Annotated in this window: 23 protein-coding genes; 20 read left to right on the top strand and 3 right to left on the bottom strand. The window is 43.8% G+C overall.

Annotation, left to right across the window (positions count from 1 at the left end):
• From yqeH to P3L57_RS12845, 7 genes are read left to right on the top strand one after another with little or no spacing between them, the layout of a single operon-like run.
• Entirely contained in the window at positions 1-1,101 is a 1,101-nt protein-coding gene (gene yqeH / locus P3L57_RS12875) for a ribosome biogenesis GTPase YqeH (RefSeq protein ID WP_059335448.1), read from the top strand.
• An 18-nt stretch (positions 1,102-1,119) separates the two neighbouring features.
• Positions 1,120-1,956 carry a shikimate dehydrogenase gene (gene aroE / locus P3L57_RS12870; RefSeq protein ID WP_059335447.1) on the top strand — a complete coding sequence of 279 codons (837 nt, stop codon included), beginning with the start codon at positions 1,120-1,122 and terminating at the stop codon, positions 1,954-1,956.
• Positions 1,956-2,246, top strand: coding sequence for a ribosome assembly RNA-binding protein YhbY (gene yhbY, locus P3L57_RS12865; protein WP_024122118.1), 291 nt, complete (start codon positions 1,956-1,958; stop codon positions 2,244-2,246). Before aroE ends, yhbY begins: the two co-directional genes overlap by 1 nt.
• Before the next feature lie 10 nt (positions 2,247-2,256).
• Positions 2,257-2,826: a nicotinate-nucleotide adenylyltransferase gene (locus P3L57_RS12860; protein ID WP_069487173.1), complete on the top strand. Its 570-nt coding sequence runs from the start codon at positions 2,257-2,259 to the stop codon at positions 2,824-2,826.
• Positions 2,816-3,376 (top strand): bis(5'-nucleosyl)-tetraphosphatase (symmetrical) YqeK, encoded by a 561-nt coding sequence (gene yqeK, locus P3L57_RS12855; protein ID WP_024122116.1) that lies wholly within the window; start codon positions 2,816-2,818, stop codon positions 3,374-3,376. The genes P3L57_RS12860 and yqeK overlap by 11 nt, the downstream gene beginning before the upstream one ends.
• Before the next feature lie 17 nt (positions 3,377-3,393).
• The gene (rsfS, locus tag P3L57_RS12850; RefSeq protein ID WP_044154484.1) at positions 3,394-3,750 is read left to right on the top strand and encodes a ribosome silencing factor; all 357 of its coding nucleotides are present in this window, start codon (positions 3,394-3,396) and stop codon (positions 3,748-3,750) included.
• Positions 3,747-4,490: a class I SAM-dependent DNA methyltransferase gene (locus P3L57_RS12845; protein ID WP_277617434.1), complete on the top strand. Its 744-nt coding sequence runs from the start codon at positions 3,747-3,749 to the stop codon at positions 4,488-4,490. Before rsfS ends, P3L57_RS12845 begins: the two co-directional genes overlap by 4 nt.
• A 64-nt stretch (positions 4,491-4,554) precedes the next feature.
• Here the strand turns inward: P3L57_RS12845 and comER are convergent, their stop codons facing one another.
• A complete protein-coding gene (gene comER / locus P3L57_RS12840; RefSeq protein WP_059335445.1) occupies positions 4,555-5,376 on the bottom strand; it encodes a late competence protein ComER in 822 nt (273 codons plus the stop codon).
• Positions 5,377-5,459: 83 nt separating this feature from the next.
• Here comER and P3L57_RS12835 point away from each other — a divergent pair, with 83 nt between their 5' ends.
• The 3 genes from P3L57_RS12835 (at position 5,460) to P3L57_RS12825 (ending at position 9,046) form a co-directional block, all read left to right on the top strand.
• Positions 5,460-6,077, top strand: coding sequence for a helix-hairpin-helix domain-containing protein (locus P3L57_RS12835; protein WP_059293571.1), 618 nt, complete (start codon positions 5,460-5,462; stop codon positions 6,075-6,077).
• A 65-nt stretch (positions 6,078-6,142) separates the two neighbouring features.
• On the top strand, positions 6,143-6,712 hold the full coding sequence (locus P3L57_RS12830; protein ID WP_069487174.1) for a ComE operon protein 2: 570 nt from the start codon (positions 6,143-6,145) through the stop codon (positions 6,710-6,712).
• Positions 6,713-6,715: 3 nt separating this feature from the next.
• A complete protein-coding gene (locus P3L57_RS12825) occupies positions 6,716-9,046 on the top strand; it encodes a DNA internalization-related competence protein ComEC/Rec2 (protein ID WP_069487175.1) in 2,331 nt (776 codons plus the stop codon).
• A gap of 38 nt (positions 9,047-9,084) precedes the next feature.
• Here P3L57_RS12825 and P3L57_RS12820 read toward each other — a convergent pair whose 3' ends face one another.
• Entirely contained in the window at positions 9,085-9,219 is a 135-nt protein-coding gene (locus P3L57_RS12820) for a YqzM family protein (protein ID WP_010335005.1), read from the bottom strand.
• A gap of 40 nt (positions 9,220-9,259) precedes the next feature.
• Between P3L57_RS12820 and P3L57_RS12815 the strand changes: the two genes are divergently transcribed.
• Complete coding sequence (locus tag P3L57_RS12815) at positions 9,260-9,409, top strand: hypothetical protein (RefSeq protein WP_125825438.1); 150 nt, start codon at positions 9,260-9,262, stop codon at positions 9,407-9,409.
• 39 nt (positions 9,410-9,448) lie between these two features.
• A complete protein-coding gene (holA, locus tag P3L57_RS12810; RefSeq protein ID WP_044154489.1) occupies positions 9,449-10,492 on the top strand; it encodes a DNA polymerase III subunit delta in 1,044 nt (347 codons plus the stop codon).
• A gap of 14 nt (positions 10,493-10,506) precedes the next feature.
• Here holA and rpsT read toward each other — a convergent pair whose 3' ends face one another.
• Complete coding sequence (gene rpsT, locus P3L57_RS12805) at positions 10,507-10,773, bottom strand: 30S ribosomal protein S20 (RefSeq protein WP_010335003.1); 267 nt, start codon at positions 10,771-10,773, stop codon at positions 10,507-10,509.
• Positions 10,774-10,976: 203 nt separating this feature from the next.
• On the opposite strand from rpsT, the gene gpr reads away from it, so the two are divergent.
• From gpr to dnaK, 8 genes are all read left to right on the top strand, one after another.
• A complete protein-coding gene (gene gpr / locus P3L57_RS12800; RefSeq protein WP_044154490.1) occupies positions 10,977-12,083 on the top strand; it encodes a GPR endopeptidase in 1,107 nt (368 codons plus the stop codon).
• A gap of 62 nt (positions 12,084-12,145) precedes the next feature.
• Positions 12,146-13,351: a spore autolysin SpoIIP gene (gene spoIIP / locus P3L57_RS12795; RefSeq protein WP_044154491.1), complete on the top strand. Its 1,206-nt coding sequence runs from the start codon at positions 12,146-12,148 to the stop codon at positions 13,349-13,351.
• A gap of 16 nt (positions 13,352-13,367) precedes the next feature.
• Positions 13,368-13,706: a YqxA family protein gene (locus tag P3L57_RS12790; RefSeq protein ID WP_044154492.1), complete on the top strand. Its 339-nt coding sequence runs from the start codon at positions 13,368-13,370 to the stop codon at positions 13,704-13,706.
• Between the two features lie 133 nt (positions 13,707-13,839).
• Positions 13,840-15,675, top strand: coding sequence for a translation elongation factor 4 (gene lepA, locus P3L57_RS12785; RefSeq protein ID WP_044154493.1), 1,836 nt, complete (start codon positions 13,840-13,842; stop codon positions 15,673-15,675).
• 55 nt (positions 15,676-15,730) lie between these two features.
• Positions 15,731-16,870: a radical SAM family heme chaperone HemW gene (hemW, locus tag P3L57_RS12780; RefSeq protein ID WP_044154494.1), complete on the top strand. Its 1,140-nt coding sequence runs from the start codon at positions 15,731-15,733 to the stop codon at positions 16,868-16,870.
• A gap of 80 nt (positions 16,871-16,950) precedes the next feature.
• A complete protein-coding gene (gene hrcA, locus P3L57_RS12775; RefSeq protein WP_024122104.1) occupies positions 16,951-17,982 on the top strand; it encodes a heat-inducible transcriptional repressor HrcA in 1,032 nt (343 codons plus the stop codon).
• A 72-nt stretch (positions 17,983-18,054) separates the two neighbouring features.
• Positions 18,055-18,618: a nucleotide exchange factor GrpE gene (grpE, locus tag P3L57_RS12770; protein WP_024122103.1), complete on the top strand. Its 564-nt coding sequence runs from the start codon at positions 18,055-18,057 to the stop codon at positions 18,616-18,618.
• A gap of 23 nt (positions 18,619-18,641) precedes the next feature.
• Positions 18,642-20,477 (top strand): molecular chaperone DnaK, encoded by a 1,836-nt coding sequence (gene dnaK, locus P3L57_RS12765; RefSeq protein WP_024122102.1) that lies wholly within the window; start codon positions 18,642-18,644, stop codon positions 20,475-20,477.
• Positions 20,478-20,604: the final 127 nt, after the last annotated feature.

Below are 20,604 nucleotides of genomic sequence, written 5' to 3'. Positions count from 1 at the left end.
ATGGAAAAGGTTGTTTGTATCGGCTGCGGAGTCACAATCCAAACCGAAGACAAAAATGGTCTGGGATACGCGCCGCCGGCTTCGCTTTCTAAAGAAAGTGTAATTTGCCAGCGCTGCTTCAGACTGAAAAACTACAATGAAATACAAGACGTTTCCTTAACGGATGATGACTTTTTAAACATCCTCCATGGAATTGGAGAAACGGATTCTCTCGTTGTTAAAATTGTTGATATTTTTGATTTTAACGGCAGCTGGATTAATGGATTGCAGCGCTTAGTCGGAGGCAATCCTATATTGTTAGTCGGAAACAAGGCGGATATTCTGCCTAAATCGCTCAAAAGAGAACGGCTGATCCAGTGGATGAAGCGCGAGGCGAAAGAGCTTGGCTTAAAACCGATTGACGTATTTTTGGTCAGTGCGGGACGCGGCCAGGGAATCAGAGAAGTCATTGATGCGATTGAGCATTACCGTAACGGCAAGGATGTTTACGTTGTCGGCTGTACCAATGTAGGAAAATCAACGTTCATTAACCGGATTATTAAAGAAGTGTCAGGTGAAGACAACATTATCACGACATCCCAATTCCCGGGCACAACTCTTGATGCTATTGAAATTCCGTTAGATGACGGCTCTGCGCTTTATGATACACCGGGAATCATCAATCACCATCAAATGGCGCACTATGTAAACAAAAAGGATTTAAAAGTACTCTCGCCCAAAAAGGAACTGAAGCCGCGCACATTCCAGCTAAACGATCAGCAAACGCTGTATTTCGGCGGACTGGCAAGGTTTGATTATGTTTCAGGTGAAAGAGCTGCCTTTGTCTGCTATATGCCGAATGAATTAATGATTCACAGAACGAAACTGGAAAATGCAGACGCGCTTTATGAAAAGCACGCAGGAGAATTGCTCACACCGCCGGAAAAAGATGATATGGATGAGTTTCCGGAGCTGGTTGCCCATACGTTTACGATGAAAGAGCAAAAGACAGATATCGTTTTCTCTGGGTTAGGCTGGGTAACGGTGCATGACGCGAATAAAAAAATAACGGCTTATGCGCCAAAAGGCGTTCACGTATTTGTTCGGCGCTCATTAATTTAACAAAAAGGGGAGAGGAGTATGAAGAAGCTGTACGGGGTTATCGGAAATCCGATTGCGCATTCCATGTCACCGGATATCCATAACGCGGCTTTGAAGGATCTTGGTTTGGACGGACACTACCATGCATTTAAGGTGGAAGAGAATAGTCTGGAAGATGCGGTAAAAGGGATAAGAGCTCTTGGTGTACAAGGCATCAATGTGACTGTTCCGCACAAGGTTTCCATCATGGATCATCTCGATCATATTGATGAGAGCGCAAAAGTGCTTGGTGCCGTTAACACTGTCAGAAGAGAAGGAGACAAGCTTGTCGGATATAATACAGATGGAGAAGGCTTTGTGAAATCTTTAATGAGAATTTTGGACAAACCAATCTCCGAACTGTCTTTCTTAATGATCGGCGCGGGCGGGGCAGCCAGAGCGATTTTTACAACGATCGTCCGCGACAATCCGGAAAAGTTTGATATTTGCAACCGAACGATAGAAAAAGCCAAACAGCTCGCAGAATCTGCTCCCTCGTTCCGCAATGCAGAAGTGTTAAGCATAAAAGAAGCAGAAGAACGGCTTGAGCAGTATGATGTAATGATCCATACAACATCTGTAGGCATGTATCCAAACGTGGAAGATATTCCGCTTTCATTGCAGCGTGCTGCAAGCAGTGCGGTTGTTTGCGATATCGTGTATAATCCGATTCAGACTTCACTATTAAAAGAAGCGAAGCAAAAAGGTTTGAAAACACTGGATGGAGTCGGCATGTTTGTTGAGCAGGCGGCATTGTCTTTCCGCTTGTGGACGGGACATGAGCCTGATGTTGAAAAAATGAGATCTATTGTAGTAGGGAAATTAGGAGGAAAATAATGTTAACAGGAAAACAAAAACGTTTCTTGCGTTCAAAAGCGCACCATTTAAGCCCGATTTTTCAAGTAGGAAAGGGCGGAGTCAATGACAACATGATTAAACAAATTTCTGAAGCGCTTGAAGCGAGAGAGCTGATTAAAATCAGCGTTCTTCAAAACTGCGAAGACGATAAAAATGATGTTGCGGAAGCTCTTGTAAAAGGAAGCCGCGCACAGTTGGTTCAGACGATCGGCAATACGATTGTTTTATATAAGGAATCAAAGGAAAATAAACAAATCGAGCTTCCCTAAGGTGGTTGAAATGAAGAAAATCGGAATTTTCGGAGGCACGTTTGATCCTCCGCATAACGGTCACCTTTTAATGGCGAATGAGGTGCTGTATCAGGCGGAGCTCGACGAAATGTGGTTTATGCCCAATCAAATTCCTCCGCATAAACAGGATGAAGACTATACAGACAGCACTCATCGGGTGGAAATGCTGAAGCTTGCTATTCAGTCTAATCCATCCTTTAAGCTGCAGCTGGCTGAAATGGAAAGAGAAGGGCCGTCATATACCTTTGATACCGTTTCTTTACTAAAGCAGCGATATCCGAATGATCAGCTTTTCTTTATTATCGGTGCTGACATGATTGAATACCTGCCGAAATGGTATAAGCTGGACGAGCTGCTGAACCTTATTCAATTTATCGGAGTAAAGCGCCCCGGTTTTCATGTTGAAACCCCTTATCCGCTTCTCTTTGCAGACGTTCCGGAGTTTGAGGTATCATCGACTATGATAAGGGAACGGTTTAAAAGCAAGAAGCCCACTGACTACTTAATCCCTGATAAAGTGAAGAAGTATGTAGAGGAGAATGGTTTATATGAATCGTGAGGAGGCACTTGCCTGTGTCAAGCAGCAATTGACCGAGCATCGATATATCCATACAATTGGCGTAATGAACACGGCGATTGAACTTGCGGAGCGCTTTGGCGCCGACTCCAAAAAAGCGGAAACGGCGGCTATCTTTCATGATTACGCCAAATTCCGCCCGAAAGAAGAAATGAAACAAATTATAGCCAGAGAAAAAATGCCCGCGCATCTGTTGGATCACAACCCGGAGCTGTGGCATGCTCCGGTCGGCGCTTACCTAGTCCAGAGAGAAGCGGGAATTCATGACGAAGATATTCTTGACGCGATCAGATATCATACCTCTGGGCGTCCGGGCATGACGCTTTTGGAAAAAGTCATTTACGTTGCTGATTATATTGAACCAGGCCGTAAATTTCCCGGTGTCGATGAGGTGCGTGAACTTGCAGAAACGGATTTGAATCAAGCATTGATTCAGTCGATCAAAAATACAATGATTTTTCTAATGAAAAAAAATCAACAGGTTTTCCCAGATACATGTTTAACTTATAACTGGCTTGTGTCTGGCAAATGAACAGGAGGAATATGTGAATGAATCAAACGTCCATTTTAAAGATTGCAGCTGCGGCTTGCGACGATAAGCGGGCAGAGGATATTTTAGCACTGGATATGGAAGGAATTTCTCTGGTTGCGGATTATTTTCTGATCTGCCACGGTAATTCAGACAAACAAGTGCAGGCCATTGCGCGTGAAATCAAGGACCAGGCTGAAGAAAACGGCATTGAAGTCAAAAAGATGGAAGGCTTCGATGAAGCAAGATGGGTATTAGTTGACCTTGGGGATGTCATTGCCCATGTGTTTCATAAGGACGAAAGAAGCTATTACAACCTGGAAAAACTGTGGGGAGACGCTCCGCTCGCAGACCTGGAACTTGGATTGAATCAATGATTTACCAAGGCTTTGCAAGCGTGTATGACGAGTTAATGTCTCACGCACCTTACGACAAATGGACAAAATGGATTGAAGCATCTCTACCGGAAAAAGGCCGTATTCTCGATTTGGCATGCGGCACCGGAGAGATTTCAATCCGGCTTGCCGAAAAAGGCTTTGAAGTCACCGGGATTGATCTCAGTGAAGAAATGCTCTCTTACGCCCAGCAAAAAGTACCTGCTAAACAGCCGATTCTTTTCCTTCAGCAGGACATGAGAGAGATAACCGGATTTGAAGGCCAGTTTGACGCGGTTGTGATCTGCTGTGACTCCTTGAATTATTTAAAAACGAAAAATGACGTAATGAATACCTTTAAAAGTGTATTTCAGGTGCTGAAGCCGGACGGCATATTGCTGTTTGATGTTCATTCACCGTATAAAATAACCGAGGTTTTTCCTGGGTGCACGTTTGCTGATCAGGACGAAGATATCAGCTATATTTGGCAAAGCTTTGCCGGAAGTGAAGAGCTTTCCGCCATTCATGATATGTCATTTTTTGTTTGGAACGGAGAGGCGTACGACCGCTTCGACGAAACACATGAGCAAAGAACGTTCCGAGTGGATGAATACGAAGAAATGCTGGCAAGCTGCGGCTTTCAGCTTCATAAGGTTACCGCTGATTTTACCGATTCAGCGCCGTCACCACAATCTGAACGCCTGTTCTTTAAAGCGCAGAAATCAAAAACCATCGTTTACTAAGACGATGGTTTTTAAAATGCCTTTTTACCCTTTTGCATACAACAAACGGCTATGACATACTCGTTTACACATGAAACTGCTTCTTCACCGCGGAAATATCCTCTTCGTACTTCAAATGCGTATTTTGAAACACCCGATGAAACATATCCTGTACACCGCTTTCGAGTGCTTTAATGCCTTCTCCTGTCACGCCGCCTTTTACGCAAACTTTTTCCTGTAATGCAGGAAGGGTATACAATTCTGTTTCTAACAGTTTTCCCAGCCCGACAAGCATTTCTTTACACATGAGAACAGCGTCCTCTTTAGACACTGACGTTTCCGTAACGGCTGCATCTATAAATCGTTGAATCAGATAGCTCATAAAAGCGGGTCCGCAGCTTACGATATCTGACGCTACTCTTGTGATGTCACTTTCAATTTGCAGCGGATTAGAAATGTGCTTCATCAGCTCGATGATTTTTGTTTTTGCTGCCTCTCCGCAGCTTTTACCGTAGGTGACAAGAGAAACGCCAGCAAGCGCCCGGTTTGTAATACTCGGGATAACTCGTGCCACCTGACATGGCACATACTGTTCCAGCTGATCAGTCTGAAGCGGGCTTGTAATTGAAATGAGAATGTGATCCTTTGTTAAATAAGGGACTGCCCTTGACAATAATGGATATATATCAAGCGGCTTTACACAGATAAAAATGATCTCATTTTCTGCAACAAGCTTTTCAAGGCTCTCAGTTACGTTTAAGCTGTTGTAGCGGTTTTTTATCTTCAACGCTTTTTCAATTGTGCGGTTTGTGATTGTGATGTTTGAGGGATCGGCTGCTCGTGATTCAATGAATGATTCTATAAGGATCGTACCCATATTTCCAGTGCCGATAAAGCCAATCTTCAATGATTTCCCCTCCTTTGAGCTATTATCCTCTAAACCATATGTGATAAAGAAACAAAATATGACGAAAGCGGGGCGTATGCAAGTTGAATTGGTTGAACCAACATAAAACGATAATCATGTCAGCGGGCTCTGCTGCTGTTCTCATTGCAGTTCTATGCCTCTTTTTTTTCAGCGGACATAACAAAGAGCCTGTAAAACAAGTTGTATCTAGTGAAAAGGAAAATGCTGAGGTCAAGCAGGAAGCAACAAAAGACAAAGCGGAAGAAAATATTGTAATTGATATAAAAGGCGCTGTTAAGCATCCCGGCGTTTATGAAATGCATACGGGAGACAGAGTGTCGCAGGCTATTGAGAAAGCAGGCGGCATTGGTGAAAAAGCAGATGAAACGCAAGTGAATTTGGCGGAACTTTTACAGGACGGTACAGTGGTGTATATACCGAGTAAGGGAGAAGAGGCGGCACAGCAAGCGGCCGGCGGCGCTGTACAAAGCAGTAAGGGGAAGGAGACATTGGTCAATATCAATACAGCAACATTAGAGGATTTACAAAACATTTCGGGAGTAGGGCCTTCAAAAGCTGAAGCGATTATTGCATATCGGGAAGAGAACGGGCGTTTCCAAACAATTGAAGATATCACAAAGGTTTCGGGAATTGGCGAAAAATCTTTTGAAAAAATAAAGTCTTCCATTACAGTAAAGTGAATTGACGGTCATGCATGATGATAGGTAAACTAAAGAACAGGCAACACACATTTGGAGGGAACAACGTGGAACGAATTTCATGGAATCAATATTTTATGGCTCAAAGCCATTTACTGGCACTGCGCAGCACCTGCCCGAGATTGTCTGTCGGCGCTACCATTGTCAGAGATAAACGCATGATTGCAGGAGGCTATAACGGATCAATCGCAGGCGGCGTACATTGCGCGGACGAAGGATGCTTAATGATAGACGATCATTGCGCGAGAACGATTCACGCGGAAATGAATGCGATACTTCAATGCGCTAAATTTGGAGTGCCGACAGATGGAGCGGAGATATATGTCACGCACTATCCGTGTATTCAATGCTGTAAGTCTATCATTCAAGCCGGTATCAAAACAGTATATTACGCTGAGGATTATAAAACACATCCGTATGCCCAGGAGCTATTTGAGCAATCAGGCGTTACGGTTGAACAGGTTGAACTCGATGAAATGATCGTTGATCTGAAAAACAGAGAAAAGCTTTCATTTGTAGCGGGGCTTTTAGAAAAATTAGCGGATGCCGGTCTTGCAGAGGAAGATTTGAAGAAAATACATGAACAGGCTAATAAACTTTTTACGAGTTATGTGTGATTGATGCGGAATTCGTGTCTATTATTGCCTTTGGCGGCAGCTTCAGCAACGGCTGGAATTGCTGCCGCCTCTTATTTCTCCGCTGTCTTTCTCTTCTTCCTCTTTCTTCTTATTGTGTCAATCAAAACAAGGCACGCTCCACTCATTTTTGTTTGTTTATTCTCTTTTGTACTCAATTTTGCCCTGTTTAAGATCACAGATTCTCAAAATACTTCTTCGTATCAGCAGGGCAGCTATCACTTCAAGGCGGTCATTCATAGTATTCCTAAAATTGACGGGGATCGGATGTCTATGCTGATCAAGACGCCCGATGGCGAAAAATGGGCTGCCTCTTATCGGATTCAGTCTTTAGCTGAAAAAGACAAACTGTCACATCTAGAGCCGGGTATGGCATGCGAATTGACTGGTGCTTTGGAGAAGTCAAAACAAGCAACAGTGCCGGGAACATTTGATTATCAACAGTATCTTTACCGGCAGCATATTCATTGGAGCTATTCTGTCACATCTATTGGAAATTGCAGCGAGCCTTCAGATGTCCGGTATAAGCTTCTCAGTTTGAGAAAATACATCGTATCATTCACGAACACACAGCTTCCGCCAGATTCAGCAGGAATCGTACAGGCGCTTACAGTAGGTGAAAGATCTTATTTGGATGACGATGTGCTTAATGCTTACCAAAGTCTAGGTGTTGTCCATCTGTTAGCCATCTCAGGACTCCATATCGGGATTTTGACAGCAGGCCTATTTTACGCAATGATCCGTCTGGGCATAACAAGAGAAAATGCGTCAATCCTATTGCTATTGTTTCTGCCGATCTATGTTATTTTGACAGGCGCAGCGCCCTCTGTTCTCCGAGCCGCTCTGATGTCGGGCATCTACTTAGCGGGAAGCCTTTTTCAGCAGCGGGTAAATTCTGCCGGGGTAATCTGTCTTTCGTATATTGTCCTCTTGCTTTTTAATCCCTACTACCTTTTTGAAGCTGGATTTCAGCTTTCATTTGCGGTCAGTTTTTCTTTAATTCTCTCATCATCTATTTTTCAGCATATCAAAACGAGTCTGGGACAGCTGACGATTGTATCTGTTATCGCCCAGCTAGGCTCACTGCCCATTCTTCTGTATCATTTTCAGCAGTTTTCTATCATTAGCATTCCAATGAATATGGTGTTGGTGCCTTTTTATACATTCTGTATTTTACCGGCTGCTATTATAGGAGTTATTCTATTATTTTTTTCAGCATCCGTCGGTCAATTTCTGTTCTATTGGTTTGATGTAATGATGACCTGGACCAACAGACTGATCACTAAAATCGCTGATATAGATATATTCACAATCATCATCTCACGTCCTGCACCTGCTCTTCTTCTCTTATTCACGCTCACTGTCATCATATTGCTTATGAGTATTGAGAAACCCTCATTTCTCCGGCTGACAGTGTCCACAAGCCTTTTTTGTGCAACACTTATCCTGCTCTTTGTTTTCCCTTATGTTAGTTCCGACGGAGAAGTAGATATGATTGATATCGGTCAAGGTGACAGTATGTTTGTCAGTGCACCGTATCAGAAAGGCCGCGTTTTAATTGATACGGGAGGCACTTTGTCTTATTCGTCAGAGCCTTGGCGCGAAAAACAGCATCCTTTTTCACTGGGGGAAAAGGTGCTGATCCCTTTTTTAACGGCAAAGGGCATCAAGCAGCTTGATGCGCTGATACTGACGCACGCAGATCAAGATCATATCGGAGAGGCAGAGGTTTTGCTGAAGCATCATAAAGTGCAGCGTCTCATCATTCCGAAAGGATTTGTTTCTGAATCGCATGATGAGAAGGTGCTGCGGACTGCCAGACAGGAGGGGGTGGCAATTGAAGAGGTGAAGCGGGGGGATGTATTGCAAATAAAGGACTTACAGTTTCATGTGCTGTCACCGGAAACGCCTGATCCGGCAAGTAAAAATAATTCTTCTCTCGTTCTATGGATGAAAACAGGCAGGCTCAGCTGGCTCCTGACGGGTGATCTGGAAAAAGAGGGGGAACAGGAGGTTATCAATGTGTTCCCGAATATAAAAGCGGATGTGTTAAAGGTAGGGCATCATGGAAGCAAGGGCTCGACCGGTGAAGAATTCATCAAACAGCTTCAGCCCAAAACGGCGGTCATCTCAGCGGGTGAAAACAATAGGTACCATCATCCGCATCAAGAGGTTCTTCAATTGTTAAAGAGCCGATCCATCCGTGTGCTGCGCACGGATCAAAGCGGCACGATCCAATACACGTACAAAAACGGATCTGGAACCTTTTCTGTTTATCCTCCATATGATACATCAGATATGACAGAGACGAATTAAAAAAGACTGCCGAGAAATCAGCAGCCCGGGCAGTCGTGTTATGAACCAACCAGGTGAATAACCGTTGCCATGACAAACAATAAGGCGAAAAATCCGAAGGACACAACAAAACCAACCGCTGAATCTACAGCATCATTTCGTTTGCTTTGAACGTTTTTTTCAAAATCATTCAATTTCATCCCCCCTGACTGACTTAAGTATAATGGAATCGTTTTGAAAAATCTAGAAGCTAAGGTAACGTTTTCTGTTCTGGTGATTATCGCCTTTTTACAAGCTGTCCCGGGGGCTTGCGAACAGGCGTTTAATATAAATGGGGAAGCAGCTGTCAGGCTTCCTCTTTACTATTTTGCAAACACAATTTAGGATAGAAGGGGATGATGAAAGAGAGGAAGTCGTACAACAATGGTATTTGATGTGTGGAAAAGCCTGAAAAAAGGAGAAGTCCATCCGGTTTATTGTTTATACGGAAAAGAGACGTATCTGCTCCAAGAAACCGTCAGCAGGATCAGACAGACTGTGATTGATCAAGAGACAAAAGATTTCAACCTGTCTGTTTTTGATTTGGAAGAAGACCCGCTGGATCAGGCGATTGCCGACGCTGAAACGTTCCCGTTTATGGGGGAGCGGCGCCTTGTCATTGTGAAAAATCCATATTTTTTAACGGGTGAGAAAAAGAAAGAAAAAGTTGAGCACAACGTCACCGCGCTTGAATCGTATATACAATCACCAGCACCATATACGGTCTTTGTTCTGCTTGCGCCTTATGAAAAACTGGATGAGCGGAAAAAACTGACCAAAGCGCTAAAAAAACAGGCGTTCATGATGGAGGCAAAGGAATTAAACGCGAAGGAAACGACAGACTTTACGATCAATCTGGCGAGAACCGAGCAGAAAACGATCGGTACCGAGGCGGCAGAGCATTTGGTTTTGCTTGTAAACGGGCATCTGTCATCTCTTTTTCAGGAGATTCAGAAACTGTGCACGTTTATTGGAGACCGTGAAGAAATTATGCTGGATGATGTGAAAATGCTTGTGGCGAGAAGCCTGGAACAAAATATCTTTGAACTGATTAATAAAATTGTCAATCGGAAACGAACTGAGAGTCTGCAAATTTTTTATGATCTGCTCAAACAAAATGAAGAACCGATCAAAATTATGGCTCTTATATCGAACCAGTTCCGGCTGATTCTGCAGACGAAATATTTCGCGGAACAAGGGTACGGCCAAAAACAGATTGCTTCTAATTTAAAGGTGCATCCATTCCGGGTAAAGCTGGCGATGGATCAAGCGAGACTTTTTTCAGAAGCCGAGCTCCGGTCCATTATTGAACAGCTTGCCGTTATGGACTATGAGATGAAAACCGGGAAAAAGGACAAGCAGCTTTTACTAGAGCTTTTTCTCTTGCAGCTGTTAAAAAGAAATGAAAAAAACGATCCTCAATTATGAGGATCGTTTTTGTTTTATGCAGAAAGTCCGTTCACTTTTTTCGCTAGTCTTGATTTGTATCGAGCTGCGGCATTTTTGTGTACAAGACCTGTTTTCACTGCTTTATCAATACGTTTAGCTGCTTCAGTAAGAGCAGTTTTCGCTTTGTCAGCTTCGTTGTTTGCAACAGAAGCTTCAACTTGTTTGATTGCAGTACGCATAGCAGATTTGATTGTCGCGTTATGAGCGCGGCGTTCGTTATTAGTTTTTGTACGTTTAATCGCTGATTTAATGTTTGGCATGTGTTTCACCTCCTAAGATACAACCTGTAGCACAGTGTCTTAAGGTTAAATCTTCTTCACAATAGAACAAATTGTATTCTATCAAACACACCTTTAGATTGCAATATAAATGTAAAGTATTTTTCATTGAAGGAATGCTTTTAAGCATGATTCATTTTATAAATGGAAACAATATGGATACTGAATATCGAAGGAGGCCCTGTATGAAAAAGAGTGAGCTGGATGTAAATCAGTATTTGGTACGTACGGATTTAGCGGTTGAAACGAAGGAAGCCATGGCTAATCAGCAGGCTGTGCCTGCAAAAGAGATAAAAGGTTTTATCGAAAAAGAACGCGATCACGGCGGAATAAAAATCCGCACTGTTGACATCACGAAGGAAGGCGCTGAGCTTTCAGGAAAAAAAGAAGGACGTTATTTAACGATTGAGGCCCAAGGGATCAGAGAAAATGACTCGGAAATGCAAGAGAAAGTCTCTGCTGTATTTGCGGAAGAATTTTCAGCCTTTCTGGAAAGCCTTAAGATCTCAAAGGATGCAAGCTGTTTAATTGTCGGCCTCGGCAACTGGAATGTGACACCTGATGCGCTCGGTCCGATGGCTGTAGAAAATCTATTGGTGACAAGACATTTATTTAAACTCCAGCCTGAAAATGTGCAGGAGGGCTACAGGCCTGTCAGCGCATTTGCTCCTGGTGTCATGGGAATTACAGGCATCGAAACAAGCGACATTATTAAAGGGGTAATCGAACAGTCAAAACCTGATTTTGTGATTGCTATTGATGCACTTGCGGCACGTGCGGTAGAAAGGGTCAACACAACCATTCAAATATCAGATACAGGAATTCACCCGGGGTCAGGCGTCGGAAATAAACGTAAAGACTTGAGCAAGGACACCCTAGGCGTACCTGTCATTGCAATCGGTGTACCGACGGTCGTTGACGCGGTAACAATTGCCAGCGATACGGTTGACTACATATTAAAGCATTTTGGCAGAGAAATGAGAGATGACAGTCCGTCGAGATCGCTTGTTCCGGCGGGGATGACGTTTGGGAAAAAGAAAGTGCTTACTGAAGAGGATCTTCCCGACCCAAAACAGCGTCAATCGTTTCTCGGCATTGTCGGGACTCTTGAAGAAAACGAAAAGCGGCAGCTCATTCATGAGGTGCTGGCGCCTCTGGGCCATAATTTGATGGTCACGCCGAAGGAAGTCGATTCATTTATTGACGATATGGCAAATGTGCTGGCAAACGGATTAAATACAGCGCTTCATGAAAAGGTGTCTCAAGAAAACAAAGGCTCCTATAATCACTAAACGGTTCTACTTCCTCTAGCTTGTTCATAGAGTAATTACTAGACAAGCGCTGGAGGGATTCAATGAGAAATAAACGCAGAAACAGACAAATTGTTGTTGCGGTGAATGGCGGGAAAGCGATAAAGGCGATCTTTCTATTTATCGCAAGCCTAGTAGTGATTTTTGTTTTATCTGGTGTGCTGACGTCTCTCCGGCCGGAACTCAGGCCTTCGTCTGACTCTTTTTACGGGATTGCCGACGAACTGCCGGGTGACGTATTTGCACACTTGCTGCGGATGGAAAACCATTATTTCGCTTCTGACCTTTCTCAAACCGACAGCTCATTTCATCTATCACGTCTTTCTTTAAAGCTGGCGACAAGTATTAATCTCGAAGATCCGCGAAGTTTTCTTGGACGCGAGCTGCCTGGGTTTGCGCAATTTGACACAGAAATTCTTTTAGCGGGACAAGGCACCGATTATACAAACATGCCGTCGGAATCCCCGCCGCCTTCAAAGGTGATGCAGGAAGAAAGAGAAGCGAATTTGGCGGAGATTGAAAAACAGCAGACGCAAACAGACAATACGCAAAAAGACCCGCCAAAACAAACAACCGGCGATAAGAAGGTTGTCTTTATCTATCACACGCATAATACGGAATCTTATCTCCCGCTATTAAAAGGTGAAACCGACCCCGATATGGCGCGTCATTCTAAAGCTAACGTCACCCTCGTGGGGGACATGTTCGGAAAAGCGCTGCAATCTCAAGGTATCGGAGCCACAGTTAACAAAACGGATATACAGGCAAAACTGAGCAAAAAAGGTTTGAATTATGCCAGATCCTACGATGAATCAAGGCCGGTCGTACAGGAAGCCCTTGCGTCAAACAAAAATCTGCAATATATCATTGACATCCATAGAGACTCCAGGCGCAAGAAAAATACGACGGCAACCATTAAAGGGAAAAGCTATGCCCGGGTGGCGTTTGTGGTCGGCAAAAAAAGCAAGAATTTTGAAGAAAACTACAAAATTGCAAGTGAGCTTCACAAGCTGATGGAGAAAAAATACCCGGGACTCAGCACAGGGGTCTTTTCTAAAGGCTCACCAGGCGATAACGGAGTTTACAACCAAGACTTAAACGACAGAGCGCTTTTGCTTGAATTCGGCGGAGTGGATAACAATCTCGAAGAGCTGCAGCGGGCGGCTGACGCAACCGCTGACGTATTCAGTGAAATGTACTGGGATGCTGAAAAGGTTAATGCTGAAAGCGGCGAGACGAAAAAACAATAAGAAATAGGTGGTCGAGTTGATTGCATATCTTGGCAAATGCTTGCTTCTTGTGACGATGATGTTTATAGGCGTCCTGTTCGGCATGCAGCAGGCGAATAACGGCATGCTGAGCATGAAAGGCTATCATGATCCTTCACTGAAAGGCGCGTTTACGCTCACAGACGGAGAAAATAATGAAAAAGAAGCGACCGTTTTAGGGGAAACAGTAACCTCGAAAGATTTAGAAGAGAAACAAAAAGAGCTGGAACAGGTGGAAACCTTTAACGTTTTCTCTAAAGCGGGAAAAACGCTTTCTGACACAGTGACCAACACAGCCCAATCGATGTATGAATGGGTACGGGATATGAGAAAATAAGTGCTTGATAGAGAAAAGCAGCCCCAGTATGAGAGGGAACTTTTCTCTTTCTTGTTTTACATTGAATCTTTACAATCCTATTGATATAATCTAAGCTAGTGTATTTTGCGTTTAATAGTAGGAGTGATAGATTGTGACAGATAAAGAAAAGCGTTTAGAGAGGCAGTCGAGAATTCGGAATTTCTCCATCATCGCCCATATTGACCACGGAAAATCGACCTTAGCGGATCGTATTTTAGAAAAAACGTCGGCAATCACTCAACGAGAAATGAAAGAACAATTGCTTGATTCTATGGATCTTGAACGCGAACGGGGCATCACCATTAAATTAAACTCTGTTCAGCTTAAATACAAAGCGAAAGACGGAGAGGAATATATTTTCCACCTGATTGACACACCGGGACACGTCGATTTCACATATGAAGTATCCCGAAGCCTTGCTGCCTGCGAAGGAGCGATACTTGTCGTGGATGCGGCGCAAGGAATTGAAGCGCAGACGCTTGCGAACGTTTACTTGGCGCTTGATAATGACCTTGAAATTCTTCCAGTTATTAATAAAATCGATCTGCCAAGCGCAGAGCCGGAACGTGTTCGCCAAGAGGTGGAGGACGTCATCGGCCTTGACGCATCGGAAGCCGTGCTCGCTTCAGCAAAAGCCGGGATTGGGATTGAGGAGATATTAGAGCAGATCGTGGAAAAGGTGCCTGCTCCGACCGGAGATCCAGAAGCGCCGCTTAAAGCGCTGATCTTCGACTCGCTTTATGACGCTTACCGCGGTGTCGTGGCTTATATAAGAGTTGTTGAAGGAACGGTAAAGCCGGGGCAAAAAATCAAAATGATGGCAACCGGCAAAGAGTTTGAAGTGACAGAAGTCGGTGTGTTCACGCCGAAAGCAACTCCGACAGATGAACTGACCGTCGGTGATGTAGGCTTTTTAACTGCTGCGATCAAAAATGTCGGTGACACACGCGTCGGTGACACGATAACAAGCGCGGCCAATCAGGCTGCCGAAGCTTTGCCTGGGTATCGCAAGCTGAACCCGATGGTGTATTGCGGTTTGTATCCGATCGATACGGCCAAATACAATGATTTAAGGGAAGCTCTTGAAAAGCTTGAGCTGAATGACTCATCGCTTCAATATGAAGCAGAGACATCCCAAGCGCTCGGATTCGGTTTCCGCTGCGGATTTTTAGGTATGCTTCACATGGAAATCATCCAGGAGCGGATTGAGCGTGAGTTTAAAATCGACCTGATTACAACAGCACCGAGTGTTATCTACGATGTGTATATGACAGACGGCGAAAAGGTTGTTGTCGACAACCCGTCCAACATGCCTGACCCACAAAAGATCGAAAGAATCGAGGAGCCGTATGTTAAAGCGACAATGATGGTGCCGAACGATTATGTCGGTGCGGTGATGGAGCTTTGCCAAGGAAAACGCGGCAATTTTATCGACATGCAATATTTAGACGCAAATCGTGTCAGCATTGTCTATGACATGCCATTAGCGGAAATCGTCTATGAGTTTTTTGATCAGCTGAAATCAAGCACAAAAGGCTACGCGTCCTTTGATTACGAACTGATCGGCTACAAACCGTCTAAACTTGTCAAGATGGACATTATGCTGAACGGAGAAAAAATCGACGCCCTTTCATTTATCGTGCATCGCGATTACGCGTACGAACGAGGAAAAGTAATTGTGGAAAAACTGAAAGAGCTTATTCCGCGCCAGCACTTTGAAGTACCGATTCAAGCGGCGATCGGCCAGAAAATCGTGGCCCGCTCTACCATTAAAGCGATGCGTAAAAACGTATTGGCTAAATGTTACGGCGGAGACATCTCGCGGAAACGGAAGCTTCTTGAAAAACAAAAAGAAGGAAAACGCCGAATGAAGCAGGTCGGCTCAGTTGAAGTGCCGCAAGAAGCATTTATGGCGGTCCTGAAAATGGACGACAGTCCGAAAAAATAATAGAAGCTGCCGCAGTCCTGTACTGCGGCTTCTTTCTTTAAAGAAGGTGAATACATTGAAATCAGCTTATATCCATATTCCATTTTGTGAGCATATTTGCCACTACTGCGATTTCAATAAATATTTTATTCAAAGCCAGCCCGTCGGCGAGTATTTAAACGCACTCGAGAAGGAAATGATAAATACGATAGAAAAAACGGGGCAGCCTGATTTGGATACGATTTTTATCGGAGGAGGCACGCCGACATCCCTCTCAGAGGACCAGCTCAAAAAATTGATGGACATGGTCAGCCGTGTGCTGAAGCCTTCAGACACTTTAAAGGAATTCGCTGTTGAGGCGAACCCGGACGACCTATCGGCAGAAAAACTGAAAATACTCAAGGAAGCGGGCGTTAATCGTTTAAGCTTCGGTGTGCAAACATTCGAAGACGACCTTCTAGAAAAAATCGGACGGGTGCATAAACAAAAAGACGTATTTGCCTCTTTTGAACGTGCAAGGGAAATTGGTTTTGAAAATATCAGTCTCGATTTGATGTTCGGTCTTCCCGGACAAACGCTTAAACATCTGGATCATTCTTTAAAAACTGCTTTATCCCTGAACGCAGAGCATTATTCCGTTTACTCTCTCATTGTAGAACCGAAAACGGTATTTTATAATTTGATGCAAAAAGGGCGGCTTCATCTGCCGGCGCAGGAACAGGAAGCCGAAATGTACGAAACGGTGATGAGCCGGATGGAAGCTGCCGGTATTCATCAATATGAAATCAGCAATTTTGCAAAGCAAGGCATGGAATCTAAGCACAATCTGACGTACTGGAGCAACGAGGAATATTTCGGTTTCGGAGCAGGAGCCCACGGGTATATCGGCGGAATTCGAACGGTAAACGTCGGACCTGTTAAACATTACATTGACCTGATAGCTGAAAAAGGTTTTCCTTACCGGGATACACATGAAGTGACGATGGAAGAACAAATTGAAGAAGAGATGTTTTTAGGATTAAGAAAAACATCCGGCGTCAGCAAAAAACGGTTTGAAGAGAAATACGGTCGTTCTCTTGATAAACTTTTTCCCGGCGTTTTAAAAGAGCTTTCTGAAAAGGGACTGATTCTTAACACAGAATCTGACGTTTGTTTGACTCATCAGGGAAAATTATTGGGTAATGAAGTTTTCGGCGCTTTTTTGGGTGAGTTATAATTGACATTTTTCTTGTGGTTTGATACTTTTGTTATAGATTTAGCACTCGCTTGTTGAGAGTGCTAACAGAGGTGATGATGATGTTAACAAATCGTCAGCTGCTGATCCTTCAGGTCATAATCAACGATTTTATTAAATCGGCGCAGCCGGTCGGATCTAGAACTCTTTCGAAAAAAGATGAAATCACATTTAGCTCTGCAACAATAAGAAACGAGATGGCTGACTTGGAGGAACTGGGCTTTATTGAGAAAACCCACTCTTCCTCAGGGCGTGTTCCGTCGGAAAAAGGGTACCGGTATTATGTTGATCATTTGCTGTCGCCCGTCAAACTGACAAAAACCGACCTAGACCAAATCCACTCGATCTTCAAAGAAAAAATATTCGAGCTGGAAAAGACAGTTCAAAAATCAGCAAAAATTTTGTCCGATCTTACGAATTATACGTCTATCGTACTCGGGCCGAAGTTGAGCGAGAATTATCTTAAACAGATTCAAATCATACCGATTCAGCCCGATAAAGCGGTAGCCATTCTCGTTACCAATACGGGGCATGTGGAAAACAAAACGATTAATTTTCCAACCAAAATGGATCTGTCTGATATTGAAAAGCTGGTAAATATACTGAACGACCGTTTAACCGGTGTTCCGATGGATGAATTGAATGAACGCATTTTTAAAGAAGTTGTCATGTACTTAAGGCAGCACATTAAGAACTACGACAACATACTTGAAGCGCTGCGGTCAACATTTCATTCGACAAGTCACGTTGAAAAATTGTTTTTCGGCGGGAAAATCAATATGCTGAACCAGCCCGAGTTCCATGATATCGGCAGAGTGCGGTCGCTGCTTTCTCTAATCGAAAAGGAGCAGGACGTCTTGAAGCTCGTCCAATCTTCAGATACAGGCATTTCGATTAAAATCGGAAAAGAAAACGACTATGAAGAGATGGAAAACTGCAGCCTGATTACAGCCTCTTATTCAGTAGATAAGAAGCAAATAGGCTCAATTGCGATCATCGGACCAACCCGCATGAATTATTCACGGGTCGTCAGTCTGCTTCAGCATGTGACTTCAGACTTGTCAAAAGCATTAACAAGTTTGTATGATGAGTAAGGGAAATTTGGCAAATTTTATCGAAGGGCATCACCCGCCCTTCTCCTTACACTTTTGAGGGAGGTGAACACAATGTCAGAAGAAAAACAAACCGCGGAACAAAACGAAACAGAAGAGCAAGAAGTAATCGAAGAACAAGCTGCTGCTGAAGAACAGCAGGAAGAAACAAACGAAAGCGAACTTCTTCAAAATCAAATTAACGAATTGCAAGGTTTGCTTGAGGAAAAGGAAAACAAACTTTTGCGTGTTCAAGCAGACTTTGAAAACTATAAACGACGCAGCCGCTTAGAAATGGAAGCGTCCCAGAAATACCGTTCTCAAAACATCGTTACTGAATTGCTGCCGGCTCTTGACAGCTTTGAAAGAGCGCTTCAGGTTGAAGCCGACAATGAACAGACGAAAAGTTTGCTCCAGGGAATGGAAATGGTCCACCGCCAGCTCGTAGAAGCCTTGAATAAAGAAGGCGTAGAAGCAATCGAAGCTGTAGGACAGGAATTTGATCCGAACCTTCACCAAGCCGTTATGCAGGCTGAAGATGAAAACTACGGCTCCAACATTGTCGTTGAGGAAATGCAAAAAGGCTACAAGCTGAAGGATCGCGTCATTCGCCCTTCCATGGTAAAAGTGAATCAATAATTACATAGCAGGAGGTTATTCAAGTGAGTAAAGTTATCGGAATCGACTTAGGTACAACAAACTCATGTGTGGCAGTGCTTGAAGGCGGCGAGCCTAAAGTTATTGCTAACGCTGAAGGAAACCGCACAACTCCATCAGTTGTCGCATTCAAAAACGGCGAACGCCAAGTAGGGGAAGTGGCTAAACGCCAATCTATCACAAACCCTAACACAATTATGTCTGTCAAACGCCATATGGGTACAGATTACAAAGTTGAAATTGAAGGAAAAGATTACACTCCTCAAGAAGTGTCTGCTATCATCCTTCAACACCTTAAATCATACGCTGAAAGCTATCTTGGCGAAACAGTATCAAAAGCAGTTATCACAGTTCCTGCATACTTTAACGATGCTGAGCGCCAAGCGACAAAAGACGCTGGTAAAATCGCAGGTCTTGAAGTAGAACGTATCATCAACGAGCCGACTGCAGCAGCGCTTGCATACGGACTTGATAAAACAGATGAAGATCAAACGATCCTAGTATACGACCTTGGCGGCGGTACATTCGACGTTTCCATCCTTGAACTTGGCGACGGTGTATTCGAAGTTCGTTCAACTGCCGGTGACAACCGTCTGGGCGGAGACGATTTTGACCAAGTCATCATTGACCATCTTGTGTCTGAATTCAAAAAAGAAAACGGCATTGATCTGTCAAAAGACAAAATGGCGCTTCAGCGTTTGAAAGACGCAGCTGAGAAAGCGAAAAAAGATCTTTCCGGCGTATCTTCTACGCAAATTTCTTTACCGTTTATCACAGCTGGAGAAGCAGGACCGCTTCACCTTGAACTTACATTAACTCGCGCTAAATTCGAAGAGCTTTCTTCTCATTTAGTAGAGCGCACAATGGGCCCTGTCCGTCAAGCGCTTCAAGATGCAGGACTTTCTGCAAGCGAAATCGACAAAGTCATCCTTGTCGGCGGATCAACTCGTATTCCTGCCGTACAAGAAGCAATCAAAAAAGAAACTGGAAAAGAAGCGCATAAAGGCGTAAACCCGGATGAAGTTGTAGCCCTTGGTGCAGCGATTCAGGGCGGCGTTATCACTGGTGACGTAAAAGACGTTGTTCTTCTTGACGTTACACCGCTTTCTCTCGGTATTGAAACAATGGGCGGCGTGTTTACAAAACTGATCGACCGCAACACAACAATTCCGACAAGCAAATCACAAGTGTTCTCAACTGCTGCTGATAACCAAACAGCTGTTGATATCCATGTTCTTCAAGGTGAGCGCCCAATGTCTGCCGACAACAAAACACTCGGCCGCTTCCAGCTTACTGATATCCCGCCAGCACCGCGCGGCGTGCCTCAAATCGAAGTTTCTTTCGATATTGACAAAAACGGTATCGTAAACGTAAGAGCAAAAGACTTAGGCACAGGAAAAGAACAAAACATCACAATCAAATCTTCTTCAGGTCTTTCTGATGATGAGATCGAACGCATGGTAAAAGAAGCGGAAGAAAATGCTGACGCTGATGCGAAGAAAAAAGAAGAAATCGAAGTCCGCAACGAAGCAGATCAGCTTGTTTTCCAAACTGAGAAAACATTAAAAGATCTTGAAGGCAAAGTGGACGAAGAACAAGTGAAAAAAGCCAACGATGCCAAAGACGCTTTAAAAGCAGCGATTGAGAAAAACGAATTTGAAGAGATCAAAGCGAAAAAAGATGAGCTTCAAGCAATCGTTCAAGAGCTTTCTATGAAGCTTTACGAAGAAGCTGCTAAAGCACAGCAAGCTCAAGACGGAGCAAACGCTGAAGGCAAAGCTGATGACAACGTTGTTGACGCTGAATACGAAGAAGTAAACGACGACCAAAACAAAAAATAAGTTTCTTTCTGAGTCAGCCCGCTTTTGGGCTGGTCGAAAAGAACATATTTCATAATCTGATTCAATGGTTAGAAAGTCAAAGTCAGGCATCTCTTGGCTTTGACTTTTTTTCTTGCCCGGGATAAAA

This window comes from Bacillus sp. B28 (genome assembly GCF_029536185.1).
Lineage (GTDB): Bacteria > Bacillota > Bacilli > Bacillales > Bacillaceae > Bacillus > Bacillus halotolerans.
Note: the sequence above shows the minus strand (reverse complement) of the source record. Positions and strands in the feature narration are given on the sequence as shown.

Bases quoted from the DNA above. Each gene is read 5' to 3' on its own strand.
- yqeH (WP_059335448.1), top strand. From the start codon at position 1: ATGGAAAAGGTTGTTTGTATCGGCTGCGGAGTCACAATCCAAACCGAA.
- aroE (WP_059335447.1), top strand. From the start codon at position 1,120: ATGAAGAAGCTGTACGGGGTTATCGGAAATCCGATTGCGCATTCCATG.
- yhbY (WP_024122118.1), top strand. From the start codon at position 1,956: ATGTTAACAGGAAAACAAAAACGTTTCTTGCGTTCAAAAGCGCACCAT.
- P3L57_RS12860 (WP_069487173.1), top strand. From the start codon at position 2,257: ATGAAGAAAATCGGAATTTTCGGAGGCACGTTTGATCCTCCGCATAAC.
- yqeK (WP_024122116.1), top strand. From the start codon at position 2,816: ATGAATCGTGAGGAGGCACTTGCCTGTGTCAAGCAGCAATTGACCGAG.
- rsfS (WP_044154484.1), top strand. From the start codon at position 3,394: ATGAATCAAACGTCCATTTTAAAGATTGCAGCTGCGGCTTGCGACGAT.
- P3L57_RS12845 (WP_277617434.1), top strand. From the start codon at position 3,747: ATGATTTACCAAGGCTTTGCAAGCGTGTATGACGAGTTAATGTCTCAC.
- P3L57_RS12825 (WP_069487175.1), top strand. From the start codon at position 6,716: ATGCGGAATTCGTGTCTATTATTGCCTTTGGCGGCAGCTTCAGCAACG.
- holA (WP_044154489.1), top strand. From the start codon at position 9,449: ATGGTATTTGATGTGTGGAAAAGCCTGAAAAAAGGAGAAGTCCATCCG.
- rpsT (WP_010335003.1), bottom strand. From the start codon at position 10,773: ATGCCAAACATTAAATCAGCGATTAAACGTACAAAAACTAATAACGAA.
- gpr (WP_044154490.1), top strand. From the start codon at position 10,977: ATGAAAAAGAGTGAGCTGGATGTAAATCAGTATTTGGTACGTACGGAT.
- spoIIP (WP_044154491.1), top strand. From the start codon at position 12,146: ATGAGAAATAAACGCAGAAACAGACAAATTGTTGTTGCGGTGAATGGC.
- hrcA (WP_024122104.1), top strand. From the start codon at position 16,951: ATGTTAACAAATCGTCAGCTGCTGATCCTTCAGGTCATAATCAACGAT.
- grpE (WP_024122103.1), top strand. From the start codon at position 18,055: ATGTCAGAAGAAAAACAAACCGCGGAACAAAACGAAACAGAAGAGCAA.